Here is a 17,069-nt window from a genome sequence, read left to right on the forward strand (position 1 = left end):
CGGAGTGTTAACCGCCGAGCAGTTCGTCGATCTCGCGAATGATCGGCCACGCGCACTCTTCTGAGTTGGCGAGCACCACAACGTCGAGATCTGCCTCGAGGTAGTGACGTACGATGCCGGATGCTCCGGGCCCAACACCATCGGCGAAGTAGCTGCGCACGCTGCCGTCTTCGTTCATGTCGAACTCGAGACCGAAGCCGTACCAGGTCTCTTCGTCGTACTGCACCTGTGGGGTGAGGAACTCTTCCGTGTACTCGGCGTTGAGTAGTTCACCGTTGCGAAGTGCCTGGATAAAGCGCACCAGATCGGCTGCGGTGACGTGGGCTCCACCGTCGGGCAGCCCAATGGGCGGAGCGCTGTAGATATTGGAAATCCAGCGACCATCAATGAAGTCCCAGCCTTCAGCAACCCGCGGTGCGGCATCCCGACGGTCATAAAAACCGGAATCGATCATGCCTGCGGGTTCAAACACTTCGTCGAAAATGTACTGGCGGTACTTCTCTTCGGTGACTTTCTCGAGCGCGAGGCCCGCGAGAACATAACCAGCGTTGCTGTACACGCACTCGACACCGGGCGCGGCGAGGGATTCCTTGTTGATGAAGGTCTGCAGTTGGTCGGCGGGTTCCAGGATCGTGTAGGTCGGGAACTCGGCCCACAGTTCGGCGTAACTTTCACCCTCTTCTTCATCCACATCGTCAGCAATGCCGCTCGTGTGAGTGAGCACGTGAAGCAGGGTCACGGCCGGGTCGATCTCAGACTCCCCAAGATCAACATAGTGATGGATGGATGTCTCGAGGTCGAGTTCACCCTTCGACACCTGCTGCAGCACAGCAACACTCGTGAACAGCTTGGTGATGGAGTTTGAATCGAAGCGGGTGTCTGTCGTGTTCGGCACATCCCACCGGTGGCTTGCCTTGCCCATCACTGCCTCAAAGATCGTGGCGTTGCCGCGCTTGATCAAGACGGTGCCAGAGAAGTCGTTTTGCTCAAGAAATTCATCGAGCTCGGAGGTGTCCATGGTGCGAGCCTACCTACTGTCTCTGACCAACAGCGGGTCGAATGCTGCAGCCCATTTGATCCGCCACGGTGGGCCAAACAAAACGATCTCACATTCTCGGAATAACCACTGGCTCTCCGCCGTTTCACGGAGACATGACTACTTCTCTTGAAACCCACACCAACTTCGCCGCCGGAACCTGGCAGCTCGACCCCACGCACTCAACAGTTGCGTTCACGGTCAAGCACCTCATGATCAGCAAGGTACGCGGAACGTTCGACGGTTTCTCCGGCGCCATCGTTACCTCTGATGTGCCCGCCGAGAATTCGGTCACCGCCACCGTCGACATGTCCACCATCAACACCAACCAGCCTGACCGCGACGGCCACCTGCGCACCAACGACTTCTTCAACGTGGAGGAGTTCCCCACCGCAACGTTCACGTCGACCTCCGTCGACATCGATGGCGACGACCTGACCATTGACGGCGAGCTCACGCTCCGCGGCGTCACCAAGCCCGCCACCCTCAAGGGTGAATTTGGGGGCATCGCCACCAACCCCTACGGCCAGACCGTGGCTGCGGTGAGCGCCAGCACCGTCATCAACCGCACCGACTTCGGCATCAACTACAACGCCGCACTCGAGACCGGTGGCATTCTCCTCGGAGAAGACATCACCCTCACGTTCGACCTTCAGGCTGTGCTCCAGAAGTAGCCTCCACCGGCACCGGTGGTGTGGCGGGTTTGATGCGCCACACCACCAGTGCCGCGGCAGCAACGATGAGCACCAGCACGCCTGCACCCCACGCGAGTCCGGCGTAGCCGACGAACGTCAAGATGGGCCCGGCGAAGCCTCCGCCGACCGCGCCGGCGAGGCTCATGATCGTGTCACTTCGACCCTGAATGCGCAGTCGCATTGCTCCAGTGGAGAGGTCGGCGACGAGCGCAGAGCCAGCAACAGTCGAGGCGCTCCAGCCCAACCCAAGCAATACGAGCCCCACCGTCACGGCGACGTTGCTCAGTTGACCAAGCGCCACCACTAGCACTGCCGCCACGAAGAACACTTGGCCAAGCAAAATGGTCGGGATGCGGCCATAGCGGTCACTCGCCCAACCGAAGACCGGGGAGAGCGCGTACATTCCGGCGATATGCAGGCTAATAGTAAAGCCAACGATCGTGAGACTGGCTCCCTGCTGGACCAGATGCACGGGCGTCATTGCCATGATCGACACCATCACCGCATGGCTGATCGCGATTGCAGCGATCGCAAAGATCAGCGGCCCGCGACCGCGGACTATTCCAGCATCCGCTGCAGCCGCAGGCTCGACAGGCTTATTGCCTGCAAGCACGAGCGGGTCGGGTCGTAGCGCAACAAGGTAGAGCACCATCGCGGCTAGCTGGGCCGCAATCGCAAAGACAAACGAACCCGTGTTGGTGGGCAGCGATAGCCACTGTGCGACCGTTTCGCCAGGGCCAATAAGGTTGGGGCCCGCAACGGCGCCGATCGTTGTTGACCAGACCACGAGCGACAAGTCACGCCCCCGGTGTTCGGGAGCCGCAACATCCGTCGCCGCAAATCGCGCCTGAAGGCCGACCGCTGTACCAACGCCGAGCATCGCAAAGCCAAGAATCAGCAAGGGGAAGAACGCGACCCCAATAGCCAGCACGGTGATGAGCGAGCCACCGGCCGCAACACCGGCGCCGAGCGCGAGTGCCGGGCGTCGTCCCCACCGCTGCGCAAGCCGAGCAAGAGGAATCGACACCAAAGCTGCACCGAGCGTGCTGGATGTCGCTGCCGCGCCCGAGAGCGCTTCACCGCCCAGATCGGCAGCCAGAATCGCTCCGACCGCAACCGTTGCTCCCAGTCCGAGCCCCGCAAGCACTTGGCCCGCAACGAGTGTTTTGACGATACGGGATTGCACTGCGCGGTCAATGTCCATGGCTACAGTCTGGTGCACGCTCCGCTAGACTTGTGCCATCCACCCGCGCGAAATCCTGGAGTGATTCGGTGCCAATAATCGTTGTCGAGGTAATGCCTAAGGCTGAAATCCTCGATCCTCAGGGCAAAGCTGTAGCTGGCGCCCTCGTCCGTCTCGGCAAGAGCGAGTTCACTTCGGTGCGCATCGGTAAGCGTTTTGAGCTCACCGTTGAGGGCTCGATCACTGATGAGCTGCTGGCTGAGGTGCGTGAGATCGCGAACGATCTTCTCGCCAACACGGTGATCGAAGATGTCATTTACGTCGGTGAGGCACGCCCCGCTGACGATACTCAGGGCGCATAGTGCGCGTCGGAGTCATCACTTTTCCGGGTTCGCTTGATGATCGCGACGCTCAGCGTGCGGTCAAGTTGGGTGGCGGTGAGCCGGTAGCTCTGTGGCACGGCGACCACGACCTCAAGAACGTTGACGCGATCGTGTTGCCCGGTGGTTTCAGCTACGGTGACTACCTGCGTGCGGGCGCTATCGCGGCCCACTCTCCCATCATGAGCGAGGTTATTGCTGCAGCCAACGGCGGGATGCCGGTTCTGGGCATCTGCAACGGTTTCCAGATTTTGGTGGAGTCACACCTTCTTCCCGGCGGTCTCGTGCGCAACGATCACGGTGACTTTGTCTGCCGCGATCAGAAGCTGCGCGTCGAGAACACGTCCACGGCGTGGAGCAATGGCTTCAAAGAAGACGAAGAGATCATCATCCCGTTGAAGAACGGCGAGGGCGGCTACATCGCTGATCAAGAGACGCTCGACCGTCTTGAGGGCGAAGGCCAGGTTGTGTTCCGCTACCTCGAGGTCAACCCCAACGGGTCAGCGAATGACATTGCCGGCATCTCGAATGCGCGCGGCAACGTTGTTGGTTTGATGCCGCATCCCGAGCACGCCACCGAGGCTGGCTTTGGCCCAGACACCCGTGTTGCAATGCGTTCCGGCACCGACGGTCTCACATTCTTCACGAGCGCGATCAGTTCATTGATGGCAAACGCATGATGTTTGCTACCCCCAAGGCACTTTTCCGCGTTCTCGCTTTCGCTGAAGCGGTCACCTGGACGCTGCTCATCACTGGCCTCATCGTGCGCGCCACGGTGGGGTTGGATGTCGCGGTGTCGATCGGTGGGGCAATCCACGGTTTCGTCTTCCTCGCCTACGGTGCCACCGCCGTGTTATTGACGGTGAACCAGCGTTGGAGCGTCGGCACCGCCATTCTCACCATCGGCAGCGCAGTTATTCCTTACGCCACCATCCCGGTTGAGTTGTGGCTTGCCCGCACCGGGCGCCTAGATGGCCTGTGGCGCACTGAAGCCAGCGATCACCCCCGCGATGCCGGTTGGGTTGACCGCACGATGCGGTGGTTCCTGAAGCACCCGTACATTCTTGTGCTGCTCATTGCCGCGGCCGTTGTGCTGCTCTACGTTGTGCTGATCACCGCGGGTCCTCCCGGCGGCGGCGAGTAGCTAGCGAACGCTACAACAGGAAGAACGGAATAACTCCCGGGTTTCTCGCGTGCACTATCACTAAGAACACCACGGCGTCGAAGAGCAGGTGCACGCTCAGTACGTAGACGAGCGATTTGGTGGTGGAGTAGATCCAGCCCTGCAGCAGGGCGAACGGGATCGTCAACAGTGGGCCCCATGACTGGTAGCCGAGTTCCCACAGGAATGACACGAAGATCACCATCTGCAGCAGGTTCGCCTGCCACACCGGGAAGTGTCGACGGAACAGCACGAAGACGGTGATGATGAAGAACAACTCATCCCAGGTGCCGACAGCGTTCACGCCAACGAAAAGTCGACCGATCTCATCGGGGGTCGTGACGGCGGGCCAATTGAGGTAGACACCGCTCGTGATGAAGTAGAACGGCAGGATGAGCCAGCCGAGGAAGAGCACCAAGAACAGGTAGCCCCACTGAACACGGTTCCACGGCCATCCGCCCCGCCACGAAAAGCGGATGGTGCGGTCCTTGAACACGAACCGTGACAGCGCATACGGCACGGCTACAGCCGCAGCCAGCACGAATCCCATCAAAAAGAAGTTGCCCCAGCTGATGTCGGCGGCGACCGAGATCGTGGAGACGATGACCATGCCCGAGGCGATCAGCAGGAGATCTTTCGCCAAGCCTTCGGTGTGCTTGCGGCGGTCGGTGAGCCAGGCTGCGGCGAGCGCGATCGCCACGACCACGTAGCCGAGCAACGGCAGCCGCAACGAGAAGAGCAGCACCGCCGATCCGCTCAGCAGTGCTGCGGGAAGGAGCCCCCAGCTGCGTGAGCTGAGGGGGACGGTCGCTGCAGCACTGTCGAGCGATGGCATAGTGTTTTAGTCTTTCTCCGGAACGCTGTAAGGCGCAGCGTCTGGCGCGTTTTCGGGAACATTTTCTTGCACGGGGATCGCACCGGTGAACTCTTGACGACGCGCATCAGCTTCGGCGCTGCCACTGAACAGTCCGCGATCTTGAGTCTCTGAGGAGGCCTTGCTGCGAGCACGGGCTTCATTTTCGACCATGAGCACTCGAGTGCGAGGCAGGGCGGCGGGGTTCTTGGCTTGCAGCCAATCGACCATCTCTTCGCGCACATGAGTGCGGAGGTCCCACTGGGCGCCGGAGTCTGCAGCACTGACGAGCACGCGAACGCGAACATAGCCACCGGTGGTGTCGACGACTTGGATGTTGGCGGTGCGCCCATCCCACAGGTCGGTTTCAGCAACAATCTTCTTCAGTTGCGTTCGCATCTGGTCGATACTGACCCGCCAGTCGAGGTCAAAGTTGACCTCTCCGAGCAGCTCGGTGGCGTTGCGCGTCCAGTTCTGGAATGGCGTGGTGGTGAAGTAGGTGGATGGCAGCACGAGACGGCGCTGATCCCAGATGCTCACCACAATGTAAGTGAGGGTGATTTCTTCGATGCGGCCCCATTCGCCGTCGGCGACGACAACATCGTCGACTCGGATGGCGTCGCTAAAAGCGAGCTGCATGCCCGCAAACACGTTGGCAAGAGCGGACTGTGCCGCGATACCGGCGACAACGCTGATGAGTCCAGCCGAGGCAAGAACGCTTGCGCCGAGGGTTTGAGCTCCGGGGAGCGTCAAGAGGATGGCGCCAATAGTGACGATCACGATGACGGCGGTGAGCACGCGGCGTAGCACTTGCACCTGCGTGCGCACTCGGCGCGCAACCCGGTTATCGGGCACATCAATGGGGTAGCGAGTGAGCGCGCGGCCGAGCAACAGGTTCATGACAGACACCATCAGCCAACCGCCGATCGCGATGGCGGCGACAAGGAACACGTTGTCGATGATGTCGAGGGTTTTCTCGTCGACAATCGGGATTGTTGCGGTGACCGCGATCCACACCGCTAAGAGCGCGATCAGCACTCTGAGGCGCTGACGAACCGGCGCCAGGGTCGCGTACACTCCCGGCCTAAGGTGGGCGATCATCCGCACAATGAGCGCGATCGATCCCACAACGATCACGACGGCAATAAGTGCGATCACGACGGCAACGATGAGCCCCAGCCACGATTTCCATTCGAACACTCGAGAGATTTCCTTTCATTCGCGTTGCACTAGCCTACGGGCACTCACCATGGTGGCGCCTGACGTGATTAACTAGGGCAATCTGAGAGGGGCGCAATGGGCGAAGCAGCAACACAGAGTGCACGACGCAGTTCCTTTCGCCGGTGGATCGCAACCCTTCGCGCATCGATCGCCACAGAGTTGTGGCCGCTGCCGACTCTGTTCATCATCGTCGCAGTTGCTCTGGGGATAATTCTGCCCCTCGTTGATCGCGCCATCGACTCTTCGCTTGCTCCTGGCTTTAAGGATCTGCTGTTCGCTGGAGGGCCAGAGAGCGCCCGAGCGGTACTCTCCGCCGTCGCAGGATCTCTCATCACTGCGACCTCGCTGACGTTCTCGCTGACGATTGTTGCACTGCAGTTGGCCAGCAGTCAGGCCTCACCACGGGTGCTGCGCACCTTCCTTAAAAATCCAACCGTGCAGTGGACGCTCGCCGTCTTCGTCGGCACTTTCGCCTACTCGCTGACGGTGCTGCGCACTGTTCAGGATGGCTCAGACAGCATTGACCCGATCGTGCCGCGACTCGCGGTAACTCTTGCTTCGTTGTTGACTCTCGCGAGCGTTGCAATGCTCGTCCTGTTCTTGGCACACCTCGCGAGGCAGCTCCGCATTGAGACCACAATGCGGCAGGTATATGTCGAAACCAGCAAGACCATCGAGCTCGTGGCATCCACGATGGCAACCGGGCGCACGGAGCTTCCGGAATGGCCGCCAACCGAACGCATTGAACTCAGTCTGGCAACGCGGTCGGGCTTCATTCGTTTGACCGACCGCTCGCGACTCTTGGCCGTTGCGATCAAGCACAATCTTGTTGTCCGCGAAGAACATGCGGTTGGTCATCACGTCGTCGGCGGCACTCCCTTGGCCCGCTGGTGGCCCAGGGACGCCCTTCAGCATCTGAACGATGACGAGCGCGATGAAATCAATCACGCAATAGCGGGCGCGGTCGATCTTGCGCACGAGCGCACCGCCAGCCAAGACATTGGGTTTGGAATCCTACAGCTCGTCGATATCACCGCACGGGCGCTCTCACCGGGAGTCAACGACCCCACAACTGCCGTGCACACCCTCGGGCACATCTCGGCAACTCTCTGCTCGATTGCCGACCTGCCGATTCAATCGACGGGACTCACCGACGATGATGACCTCGTGCGGGTCATCATCAAAACCCACGATTTCGTAAGTCTGCTCGAAATTGCGATGACGCAACCGCGCCGGTACGGCTCGAGCGACCCCGGGGTGGTTGAGCGCCTGTTCCAAATTTTGCAAGAGGTTGGCTATCGCGCGCGACGACCCGAACAGACCGCCGCTGTGCTCCAACAGATCGAGCGGTTAGAGGCATCCGTCGCTGGCGAAAGCTACGACTATGTTGAGCGACAACGCTTCACGGAGTTTGCCGATGCAGCACGCGCGGCCACGCTGGATCAACGGTGGGTCTAATTGCGGCGAATTTGGGCTCAGGAATCAAGGCTGAGAGTGGCCCTGTTCCGTGTGCGCACAAACTAGCCTTCGCGAAGCGGTGCGAGCTGGATCTGCAGCAGTGTGTCGTCGCCTTCGCGCGGGCTCCCACGACCGTCAGTGTTGTTTGTGAGCACCCATAGTGACCCGTCGGGGCCGGGAACTGCGTCGCGGAGTCGACCAAACTGCTGTGGGAACCAGTCCCCAGCGTTCACGGGCGGGCCGGGATAGATAGCCCACAGTCGCTGGCCACGCAGCGCTGCCATAAAGAATGTGTCGCGAACGTAGGCGAGACCACTGGGGCTGGCCTCGGACGTCGTCCACTGGTACACTGGGTCGACATAACCGGGTGTGTTGCCGATGCCCTCCACGTCCGGCCAGCCGTAGTTCTTGCCCGGCTCGATCCGGTTGAACTCGTCCCAGGTGTTCTGGCCGAACTCGGACGCCCACAGCAGCCCGCTGTCATCCCAAGCCAACCCTTGCGGGTTGCGGTGGCCGAGTGAGTAGACGAGGGAGCCGGCGAACGGGTTGTCTGGTGGTACCGTGCCGTCCGGTTTCATGCGTAGGATCTTGCCGTTCAGGGAATTCGGGTCTTGCGCCCGCGACGGCGTGCCTGCGTCGCCGACCGTCGCGTAGAGCATTCCGTTGGGACCGAAGGCGATCCGTCCGCCGTTGTGGTTTCCGGCTTTGGCGATGCCGGTCAGGATCGGCTCTGCCGGCCCAAGGGTGTAGCTTCCCGGTGCGCCGATCAGCAGCATCCGCACAATGCGGTTGTCGGTTTCTGTGGTCAGGTAGGCGAACAGGGCGGTCCCGGAGTCACCGGCGACAGCAAGGCCGAGCAAGCCTCCTTCACCGCCGTGCGCAACCCCAGCGACAACGCCCACCTCGCGCACCGTGCCGGAGGTGGTGTACTCGAGCACTGTGCCGGTGTCGCGCTCGCTGATCAGGCTGGAACCGCTCGTCAGGCGCACGACGGACCAGGGTGAGGTGAGTCCGGTGACGAGCACCGTCGGGTCGCCGACCGGTGTGACAGGTCCGTCGTCGGGTTCCGCAGTTGCGCTGGGCAGGGGCGGCTGGCCGCTGGGCCTCGGCTGCGGCGCAGCGCTGCATCCGGCAAGCACGACAGACGCGACCACAACCGCTGTTAAGAAAAGTCCCCATCGCATACTTCCATCATTCAACAGTTTGTGAGACTGGTGGGGATTGAGTAAGACACGAGCACGTCCGTGGGAAGAGCAACTAGGCTTCTGTCGTGGAAGACACCGACGAACTTGAATTGCGAAGCGTTCCCTTCGAGCACGCCGACTCGGTGATGTTGCGGTCAGCCCAGCAGGCTGAGCTGACGGCACGCTATAAAACCGCGAACAACGAGCCCGGCGTCAAGCCAAACGCCGACTCAGTCATGGTGTTTCTTATCGCATACGTCGATGGGGTTCCAGCGGGTTGCGGTGGGCTCCGCGAGCTCGACAATGGTGGCTTCGAAATCAAGCGCATGTACGTCACTCCCGCACAGCGCGGCTCCGGCATCGCCATCGCTGTGCTCAAGGGGCTCGAAGAGTGGGGCCGAGCGCAGTCCGCGACCGAGCTTGTGCTCGAAGCAGGAACCGCGCAGCCCGACGCGATGCGGTTCTATGAGCGCGAAGGCTACAGCCGGATAGACAACTTCGGTGCCTACGCTGGCGAAGAATTGAGCGTCTGCTACTCCAAGGCGCTCTAGCCCCGCCCAGCACGCTCTAGGATCGGGCACGCTCTAGGATCGGGCACGCTCTAGGCTTGGCCAGTGCTTGCTCTCGTTGCGATATCCATCCTGATCGGTGCGCTGTCGCAACGAATAACGGGTATGGGCTTCGCCCTCGTAGCTTCACCGCTTATCGTTATCCTGCTCGGTCCATTCGACGGCGTGCTTGTGGTCAACCTCTGCGGTGTCGTTTCGGCACTGCTGATCATTCCGCGAGTGTGGCGGCTCATTGAATGGCGAACCTTTGCGTGGCTCGTGATTCCCGCCGTTATCGCCATTGTGCCGGGTTCGTTGCTGGCGACTCGGCTTCCCGGCCCCGTCATGCAGCTCGGCATTGGGGTGCTGGTTCTTGTCGCGCTCACTGTGACTCTGCTCATCAGACGAGCAGACCACATCGTGGCGGCACGACCAGCAGCAATCATTGCGGGAGCAGCATCCGGATTCATGAACACGGCTGCTGGTGTTGGAGGGCCAGCCCTCAGCGTTTATGCGGTGCTCACTCGGTGGTCGCAGGCACATTTTGCCGCAACACTGCAGCCGTATTTCGTCGTGGTCGGAATTGTCTCGCTCATCACGAAGACCATCTTCTCTGGCGGGCAACTACCCCAGCTGGATGCCGCGAGCTGGATCATCATCCTTGGCTCGCTGCTCGCCGGGCTGGCGCTGGGTGAGGTACTCAATCGCCACATCAGTCACCGCGTTGCGCGAATCGCTGTCGTCATCCTCGCCTACATTGGTGGCACGGCAGCCGTGGTGGATGGTGCGCTCGGCCTTGCTGGCTAAGCGCTAACGAACGGATGCCCGGCCCCAATACTCGGAGCCGGGCATCCGGCACTAGCTAGTTTTCGTTCGCCGCGGCAGCACTACTGCGCGCAGACCGCTCTGCTGAGAGTGGCAGCTCTACTCAGCGGGGCCAACACCGACGGGGTCGGCTTCTTCGTTGGGGGTCTCGCCATTGCCGGGAACTGTCTGGCGAAGGGCGGCGCCGAGTTCGGCATCCACACTGCCCCAGTACCAGTAGAAACGCTCGAGGATTTCGGGCACGGTGATGCCGCGGCCCTGGCCCGTGAGGGTTTCGATGAAGCGAGCCTTCGACTCTGCGCTGAAGACGTCGCGGTAGAGCGTTCCGGCCTGGCCGAAGTCGTCGTCTTCGGAGTGCAGGGTTGCTGCGGCACGGAGGAGTTCGCCATCGCTGGCCCACCCACCTTCGCCAGCAAGCTCGGGCTGAGCTGCGGGTCCGCCGTAAGAGTTCGGTGCATACGTGCGTGCTGCAGCATCACCGATCTTGTAGTTCATGGCACCCTCGTGCTGGTAGTTGCGCGCTTCGGAGGCGTGCGGCTGGTTCACAGGGAGCTGATTGTAGTTGCTTCCGATGCGGTTGCGCTGGGCATCCGGGTAGGAGAACACACGCGCCATCAGCATTTTGTCTGGGCTGATATCGGTGCCGGGAACCATGTTCGACGGCGAGAACGCAGCCTGCTCGATCTGTGCGAAGAAGCTTTCCGGGTTGCGGTTGAGCGTGAAGTGGCCAACCGGAATCAACGGATAGTCATCGTGCGACCAGGTCTTGGTCAGGTCGAAGGGGTTGAAGCGGTAGGTCTTTGCTTCCTCGTAGGGCATGATTTGCACCGAAACGTCCCAGGTGGGGTAGTCGCCGGCGGCGATGGAGTCGAAGAGGTCGCGACGGTAGTAGTCGGCGTCTTCACCGGCGATGCGTTCGGCATCCGCGGCTTCCATTAGTTCAACACCCTGGCGGGAGTGGAAGTGGTACTGCACCCAGAAGCGTTCGCCTTCAGCGTTGATCCACTGGTAGGTGTGTGAGCTGTAGCCGTTGACGTGGCGCCAAGACTTGGACAACCCGCGGTCGCCCATGAGGTAGGTGACTTGGTGGGCGCTTTCGGGCGAGAGGGTCCAGAAGTCCCACTGCATGTCAGCGTTGCGCAGGCCTGAGTCGCCCAAGCGCTTCTGCGAGTGAATGAAGTCGGGGAACTTCATGCCGTCACGAATGAAGAAGACGGGGGTGTTGTTTCCGACGATATCGAGGTTTCCCTCAGTGGTGTAGAAACGCAGGGCGAAGCCGCGGACGTCACGCCACGTGTCGGGCGAACCCTGCTCGCCGGCTACCGACGAGAAACGCAGAATGGTTTCGCTCGTTGCGCCCTTCTGGAAGACCGCAGCCTTGGTGTACTTCGACACGTCTTCAGTGACGACGAACTCTCCAAATGCTCCACCACCCTTGGCGTGGGGGTTGCGCTCCGGCACACGCTCACGGTTGAAGGATGCAAGCTTCTCGACCAAGAAACGGTCGTGAAGTGCGGTTACGCCGTCGGGACCCGTGGTGAGCGAATGTTCATCGCTCGCAATGGGTGCGCCGGCCTGGGTTGTCGTGGGTTTCGTCACGATGTCTCCTTTGTTTGTGTGGATGAGAGGGCTTGGGTGGATGTGAGGGTTTGCGCTTGGCAGTCGGGGCAGACGCCCCAGAAGTTCACTTCGGCGGTGTGCACGGTATAACCGCCAGCTTCGGATGGCGTGAGGCACGGCGCTGCACCGACAACGCAGTCCACATCGCGCACGGCACTGCATTCGGTGCACACAAGGTGGTGGTGGTTGTCGCCAGTGCGCCGTTCATAGAGCGCGGATGACCCTGCCGGTTCGATTTTGCGCAGCAGGCCCGCTGTGGTGAGCGCGGAGAGCACTCCGTAAACGGCTTGGAGGGAGGTGCCGGGCAGACTCGGCAGCACCGATGTGAAGACGGTGTCAGCGTCCGAGTGCGGGTTCTCAGCGAGAGCCGTGAGCACCGCGACGCGAGACTCGGTGACTTTGAGACCGGCACCGCGCAGGGTGTCGGCGAGCGCCTCATCCGTCACTGTTTGCATGACTACAAGGCTAACAGTTGTTTTGAATAACTCAAGACAACATGCGATGAGCATACAGCCGAGGTCGCGATAGAACGCACCGCTGCATGCGTCCAAATCGTCAACCGCTGTCGCCACTTTGCAACACCGGTTAGGGAACCCTTTCGGGATTCCACCACGGACACCCTTTACGGGATTCCGGAAGCGCCGAGGACAGAGAGGAGTCTAGTGTTCTGCGCGACCAGGCGTCGTGCCATTTACGGATCGGCTTACGGCGTGCGGTTTCATCTCTCCTCAACGACTAGCAGGAAGGCCGTGTTTTGAACACTTGCAGGCCGGTTGCCAAAGACGATGAGATTCGAGACAGCGTTCTCGGGCTCTCGTTCCTCGTCGCTTGCATACCTTGATGCGAACCAGCGAATCGCAACAACAACGGCCTCGACCAGGGCTATGAGAAGCACGGCTAGGAGACCGAAGTTCAGGTGCCAAGCGGTAAGCAAGTCCACTGGAAACTCTCTATCTCTCCGCGCGAGCGAGGCCGTGTTGATTAAGAGGACGAAGCTGCACGGGGCCACTCGGACCATCCATCGGAGAGCTTGCGGAGGATGGGCTTCGCCGCTTTGATCCGCTCTGCAGGGATGCCATTCGCGAGGGTCCCCCCACTCCCCTCGTCCCCGTCAGGGTAGGTGAAGTTGTACCCGACCCAGGGGCCGCCTAGCCTGCGTTCAATGCTCTCGCGATAGTGTCCGGTGACGACAGCGTGCACCTGCCTTTCTAGCTCGTCGGCCTCTGCCTCCCACGTGGAGTCGCACGCGTCACAACCGCAAACCGGGTACAGAAAGTCGTTGAGCAGTCCAGCCTGCATGTAAATCCCAGGATAGGCCGTGAGCACGACGGTCAGAGCTGCGCACGATGGGTCGTTCGGTCGGATTCGCACGGCCCGGACCACGTCGTGAAACGGCGGACGGATTAGACCCGCCTCCACCTCCTCGCTTTCCTCGACTTCGACGTCGTACGTGTCACGTAGGTGGTTGATGAGGGCGTCGGCAACTGTGTGGAGCGGTGCGAACCGCTCCGGATGTGTCTCTACCGAGTATGTGTCTTCCGGTGGCCCCGCGGCCCACCGGTTCCCGTATTTTATGGCCTGCCCTTCGCCGTCGCGGAACACTGGCACTTCGATCGACGGTCTCTGGTACGAACTCATCTCTCTATCCTCCCCCAGCCTCGCAAGGTATTGCCGATCAGTTCGGTGAGCCAAGGTTCGTCTTGATTCTGGGTGCTCGGAACATTGCGTCTTTTAGGGATCGGCTAACGGCACACTCCGAGCACTGCCGCAAGAGTCGGACGAACAGGCCTGTTCGGCTTTTGAAATGGATCGCTAACGAGCGACTGAGGTCGAGTCGACACGAGGGCACAGCAGATAAGCCTCACCAAAAAGGCGCGACATCAAACGTGGGATGATTCCATCCAAACAACTTGTACTGGTGTACTGCTACAAATTGTGTTAGAACTATGACACAACAATCGAAAGTGGGCACTGTGTTCTGGAACAAAATTTCGTCACTTAGCTTTCTCGAGCTTCTGGCCGCGGCGCTCTGGATTCCGCTATTCTCTCTCGTTCTGGCCGCTCTCCTTCTTGTGGGTGTCACGCTCGTGCATCGGGTGCGCAGCCAGGGAGTTAGTTCCGTGCGGCGTGCTCGCTTCGGTGTTTCTTCGGCGGCTGCTCAGTATGTGCTCGAGCGCCGCACCCTCGGTGTGGGTGCGGTTGGAGTGATCGTCGTTTTCGCGATCGAATACGTGGTGCGCGGCTATCTGTTGAATATTTCGGACACGGTAGACTGGTGGCGCTACGCCACCCCAGTGTTGTCCGCGTTCCTTATTCTCGCCGTGGTGCTGAGCCTCATCGCGTTCAAAGGGACCATCGCACCCGAGCGTCCCGTCGTGTCGACAACTCGACGCACTTGGAGCAGTTTTGGTCCCCGGGCTGGCATCATCAGCGCTTGCGCGCTGGCGGTCGTTTTCCTCGCAACGACCATTGCTGCCGGGATAGCCTCGTCGCCTGACGATCGAGGTCGGTATATTTACCTCGAAATCCCCGCGCCGAATACGTCGATCGACCCGGTCCGCCCCTGGTTCTATGGGTGGGCATACGGGGTGCCTGTCATCATCTGCGTTGCAGCACTCGTCGTTGTTACTTGGGTAACGCTTCGAAGCAACGCGCTACGGCCGTTCCTACGGCCGGAAACGGTCGGCGCAGAGCAGCGTGCTCGCGTTGAGATTGCATCGGGTGTCGTAAACATCGCGACCGCCGGCATGCTGCTAGCACTAGGCGGTGCGTTCCGGTTCGTTAGCCGGAGCGGCTCGTTTTCTCAACTCACGATCGACGGCGACGGTCGAAGTGACGTGTATGAATTGACGTGGCGTTACGCAAACGTCGCAGTCGCCGCTGGTTGGCTAGCCCCCGCTATGGAGATCACTGCATTTGTGCTCCTGCTAGTCGTTGCACGGCGGTTGCTTCCTGCCCGGCCGCTCCCACAGCCGAGCGAAAGCATCGAGCGCAGCTCGACGGCCGAGACCGTGCTATGAGCGCACAGCCTGCCGTGGTGCCGACCGACGAGACGAGCCCCGCACTCGACATCTACCGGCAGTTCCGAGGCATTATCGCCTCAGGCCAGCTCGGCGCCGGTGAACGACTACCTACCGTGCGACAAACTGCAAGCGACCTTGGCGTGGCTCCCGGCACCGCCGCAAAAGCATACAAACTCCTAGAACGAGACGGGCTAGTCGTCACCCGTACGGCCGCTGGCACCCGCGTCGCGGAGTCGGCCGCCGTGCTTCCGGCAGCCGTCGTCCGGCGCATACGCGACCTCGTAACTGAAGCCGACGCGGCGGGCGCCCACGCCACTGACGTCATCGACGTGCTGCGCGTCATCTGGCAAAAGGAATCAGAAACGCCATGAACACGCAACGCATCGACCCGGCTGCAATCGCGCTGCCGCCATCCCAGTCCATCGACATCACCGCCTGCATGCTCAGCTTCGATGACGACGCGAAGTCATAATCACGCAGGTAGTCGGCTGCTGGGACCAGCGAGGAAACCCGGGGCAACCTGGGCTACACGCGGCCCAAATTCAGCCGCCCCCCTGCCCCAGACTCGCTCGCCGTCCCCGTCTGGGCAGAAACGCTGCGCTGAGCCGATTTGCGGCTGCGTAGTACTTCAAAACTGGATTGGAGCCACTGCGTCAGAGCACTTCGGGCGTTTAGGGATCACCGAGTCGTCTCATAACCTCAGGGTCTCGAACCCAACAAATCAAACCGATGTTGCAATCACCGCTTGAACCCAAGGATCCTTAAACGGTACGACTCCTAGTCGCGCAGAACACTCGACTGTCTTCTGGCTTCGGCACCGCCCAATGCCGTCCAGGGTGTCCGATAGTAGATCGGCTTGCGGGCAGCCACCGGCATCAAAACTCCGTCTCAAGCGCGCCCATGGCGTGCTTAAAGGGCGCCGCCGAGCATGTTAGTCACGAGTTGGGTGATGGTCTCTTTTTCATCCGGCCTGCTCATCGCGGTCATCAGCGTGATAGCAGCAAGGGCATTGCTCGACACGATGTCCTCACCGTTACCGTCTCGCAGCGCGCCATTCAGGCTGAGGTAGTAAGTGAACAGTCCAGCGGCGCTGCGCTTGTTTCCATCCGAGAATGGGTGATCCTTGACCACGAAGTACAGTAGGTGGGCCGCTTTCTCCTGCACTGTCGGGTACAAGTCCTGGCCTGCGTAGGTTTGTTCAATTGCTCCGAGAATCCCGCGGAACGAACCGCCGCGCTCAGAGCCGAACATCTCGTCCTTCGGAAATTGGCGCGCGAGCTCGTCGACGACGGCCCGCGCGATCACGTAATCGAGCTGTTCCGCGGGCTCGGTGCCACGCGGTTTCTTCAACGTGCCGTGGTCGTACTCGTCCAGCAATTCGAGTGCCGGCGAGTAGCGGCCCAGAATCTCTGCGATACCCACCAGCTCCGGATTCTTGGAACGCTCAAGCACGCGCGCCATCGCGTTAATCTGTTCGAGCCGTGCATCATTGGTCGCAATACCTGCGATCACGTAACGCGTGAGTACATCGTTCGCCCAGCGACGGAATCGGATGCCTTCCGCCGACTTCACGCGGTAGCCGACCGAAAGCACGACGTCCAAGTTGTAGTGATCGACCTGACGCTCGACCGTTCGGTCACCCTCTTGTTGAACCATTGCAAATTTTGCAATAGTTGGGAGGCCGGAAAGCTCCTCGCGCCTGGCGTTCGCGACGTGCCTGCTGATAGTCGAGAGGTCTCGGCCGAAGAGCGTCGTCATCTGCAGCTGGGACAACCAGACCGCCTCGCCATCGGTGCGAACGTTCAAATTCACCGAGCCGTCCGCGGACACGTACAGCTCAACCTTGGCCACAGGATCTCCATCCACCGCATACGGTCGCGA

19 protein-coding genes are annotated in these 17,069 nt (G+C 60.8%); 9 read left to right on the top strand and 10 right to left on the bottom strand.

Annotated features, from left to right (window positions below; genetic code table 11):
• Positions 1 to 7 precede the first annotated feature (7 nt).
• Positions 8 to 1,018: a serine hydrolase domain-containing protein gene (locus ACTJJW_RS02320; protein WP_462642408.1), complete on the bottom strand. Its 1,011-nt coding sequence runs from the start codon at positions 1,016 to 1,018 to the stop codon at positions 8 to 10.
• 134 nt (positions 1,019 to 1,152) lie between these two features.
• On the opposite strand from ACTJJW_RS02320, the gene ACTJJW_RS02325 reads away from it, so the two are divergent.
• Positions 1,153 to 1,710 carry a YceI family protein gene (locus ACTJJW_RS02325; RefSeq protein ID WP_462642409.1) on the top strand — a complete coding sequence of 186 codons (558 nt, stop codon included), beginning with the start codon at positions 1,153 to 1,155 and terminating at the stop codon, positions 1,708 to 1,710.
• Here ACTJJW_RS02325 and ACTJJW_RS02330 read toward each other — a convergent pair.
• Positions 1,676 to 2,935 carry an MFS transporter gene (locus ACTJJW_RS02330; protein ID WP_462642411.1) on the bottom strand — a complete coding sequence of 420 codons (1,260 nt, stop codon included), beginning with the start codon at positions 2,933 to 2,935 and terminating at the stop codon, positions 1,676 to 1,678. The two genes, ACTJJW_RS02325 and ACTJJW_RS02330, sit on opposite strands and share 35 nt — an antisense overlap.
• 68 nt (positions 2,936 to 3,003) lie before the next feature.
• Here ACTJJW_RS02330 and purS point away from each other — a divergent pair, with 68 nt between their 5' ends.
• The 3 genes from purS to ACTJJW_RS02345 are packed head-to-tail and all read left to right on the top strand — an operon-like array spanning position 3,004 to position 4,438.
• Complete coding sequence (gene purS / locus ACTJJW_RS02335; protein ID WP_462642413.1) at positions 3,004 to 3,276, top strand: phosphoribosylformylglycinamidine synthase subunit PurS; 273 nt, start codon at positions 3,004 to 3,006, stop codon at positions 3,274 to 3,276.
• Positions 3,276 to 3,974: a phosphoribosylformylglycinamidine synthase subunit PurQ gene (gene purQ / locus ACTJJW_RS02340; protein ID WP_462642414.1), complete on the top strand. Its 699-nt coding sequence runs from the start codon at positions 3,276 to 3,278 to the stop codon at positions 3,972 to 3,974. Before purS ends, purQ begins: the two co-directional genes overlap by 1 nt.
• Complete coding sequence (locus ACTJJW_RS02345) at positions 3,974 to 4,438, top strand: DUF3817 domain-containing protein (RefSeq protein WP_462642481.1); 465 nt, start codon at positions 3,974 to 3,976, stop codon at positions 4,436 to 4,438. Before purQ ends, ACTJJW_RS02345 begins: the two co-directional genes overlap by 1 nt.
• A gap of 10 nt (positions 4,439 to 4,448) precedes the next feature.
• Here the strand turns inward: ACTJJW_RS02345 and ACTJJW_RS02350 are convergent, their stop codons facing one another.
• Both ACTJJW_RS02350 and ACTJJW_RS02355 read right to left on the bottom strand, forming a co-directional pair.
• Positions 4,449 to 5,291 (bottom strand): CPBP family glutamic-type intramembrane protease, encoded by an 843-nt coding sequence (locus ACTJJW_RS02350; protein ID WP_462642416.1) that lies wholly within the window; start codon positions 5,289 to 5,291, stop codon positions 4,449 to 4,451.
• Positions 5,292 to 5,297: 6 nt separating this feature from the next.
• Positions 5,298 to 6,509: a mechanosensitive ion channel family protein gene (locus ACTJJW_RS02355; RefSeq protein WP_462642417.1), complete on the bottom strand. Its 1,212-nt coding sequence runs from the start codon at positions 6,507 to 6,509 to the stop codon at positions 5,298 to 5,300.
• Positions 6,510 to 6,605: 96 nt separating this feature from the next.
• Between ACTJJW_RS02355 and ACTJJW_RS02360 the strand changes: the two genes are divergently transcribed.
• Entirely contained in the window at positions 6,606 to 7,988 is a 1,383-nt protein-coding gene (locus tag ACTJJW_RS02360) for a DUF2254 domain-containing protein (protein ID WP_462642419.1), read from the top strand.
• 62 nt (positions 7,989 to 8,050) lie between these two features.
• Here the strand turns inward: ACTJJW_RS02360 and ACTJJW_RS02365 are convergent, their stop codons facing one another.
• Positions 8,051 to 9,172 (bottom strand): PQQ-dependent sugar dehydrogenase, encoded by a 1,122-nt coding sequence (locus tag ACTJJW_RS02365; RefSeq protein WP_462642421.1) that lies wholly within the window; start codon positions 9,170 to 9,172, stop codon positions 8,051 to 8,053.
• Between the two features lie 86 nt (positions 9,173 to 9,258).
• Between ACTJJW_RS02365 and ACTJJW_RS02370 the strand changes: the two genes are divergently transcribed.
• Positions 9,259 to 9,723, top strand: a complete 465-nt coding sequence (locus ACTJJW_RS02370; RefSeq protein ID WP_462642422.1) for a GNAT family N-acetyltransferase — start codon at positions 9,259 to 9,261, stop codon at positions 9,721 to 9,723.
• A gap of 63 nt (positions 9,724 to 9,786) precedes the next feature.
• Complete coding sequence (locus tag ACTJJW_RS02375) at positions 9,787 to 10,527, top strand: TSUP family transporter (RefSeq protein ID WP_462642423.1); 741 nt, start codon at positions 9,787 to 9,789, stop codon at positions 10,525 to 10,527.
• Between the two features lie 117 nt (positions 10,528 to 10,644).
• On the opposite strand, the gene ACTJJW_RS02380 is transcribed toward ACTJJW_RS02375, so the two are convergent.
• From ACTJJW_RS02380 to ACTJJW_RS02395, 4 genes are all read right to left on the bottom strand, one after another.
• Positions 10,645 to 12,144 (bottom strand): catalase, encoded by a 1,500-nt coding sequence (locus ACTJJW_RS02380; protein ID WP_462642424.1) that lies wholly within the window; start codon positions 12,142 to 12,144, stop codon positions 10,645 to 10,647.
• Entirely contained in the window at positions 12,141 to 12,620 is a 480-nt protein-coding gene (locus tag ACTJJW_RS02385; RefSeq protein WP_462642425.1) for a Fur family transcriptional regulator, read from the bottom strand. Before ACTJJW_RS02385 ends, ACTJJW_RS02380 begins: the two co-directional genes overlap by 4 nt.
• A 263-nt stretch (positions 12,621 to 12,883) precedes the next feature.
• Positions 12,884 to 13,105, bottom strand: a complete 222-nt coding sequence (locus ACTJJW_RS02390; RefSeq protein ID WP_462642426.1) for a hypothetical protein — start codon at positions 13,103 to 13,105, stop codon at positions 12,884 to 12,886.
• Positions 13,106 to 13,146: 41 nt separating this feature from the next.
• A complete protein-coding gene (locus tag ACTJJW_RS02395; protein ID WP_462642427.1) occupies positions 13,147 to 13,803 on the bottom strand; it encodes a DUF6226 family protein in 657 nt (218 codons plus the stop codon).
• A gap of 335 nt (positions 13,804 to 14,138) precedes the next feature.
• Between ACTJJW_RS02395 and ACTJJW_RS02400 the strand changes: the two genes are divergently transcribed.
• Together ACTJJW_RS02400 and ACTJJW_RS02405 are read left to right on the top strand one after the other, a co-directional pair.
• The gene (locus ACTJJW_RS02400) at positions 14,139 to 15,185 is read left to right on the top strand and encodes a hypothetical protein (protein WP_462642429.1); all 1,047 of its coding nucleotides are present in this window, start codon (positions 14,139 to 14,141) and stop codon (positions 15,183 to 15,185) included.
• A complete protein-coding gene (locus ACTJJW_RS02405) occupies positions 15,182 to 15,559 on the top strand; it encodes a GntR family transcriptional regulator (protein ID WP_462642430.1) in 378 nt (125 codons plus the stop codon). Before ACTJJW_RS02400 ends, ACTJJW_RS02405 begins: the two co-directional genes overlap by 4 nt.
• Before the next feature lie 538 nt (positions 15,560 to 16,097).
• On the opposite strand, the gene rhuM is transcribed toward ACTJJW_RS02405, so the two are convergent.
• Entirely contained in the window at positions 16,098 to 17,039 is a 942-nt protein-coding gene (gene rhuM, locus ACTJJW_RS02410; protein ID WP_462642431.1) for a RhuM family protein, read from the bottom strand.
• Positions 17,040 to 17,069: the final 30 nt, after the last annotated feature.

The organism is Rhodoglobus galactosidasius (assembly GCF_054957775.1).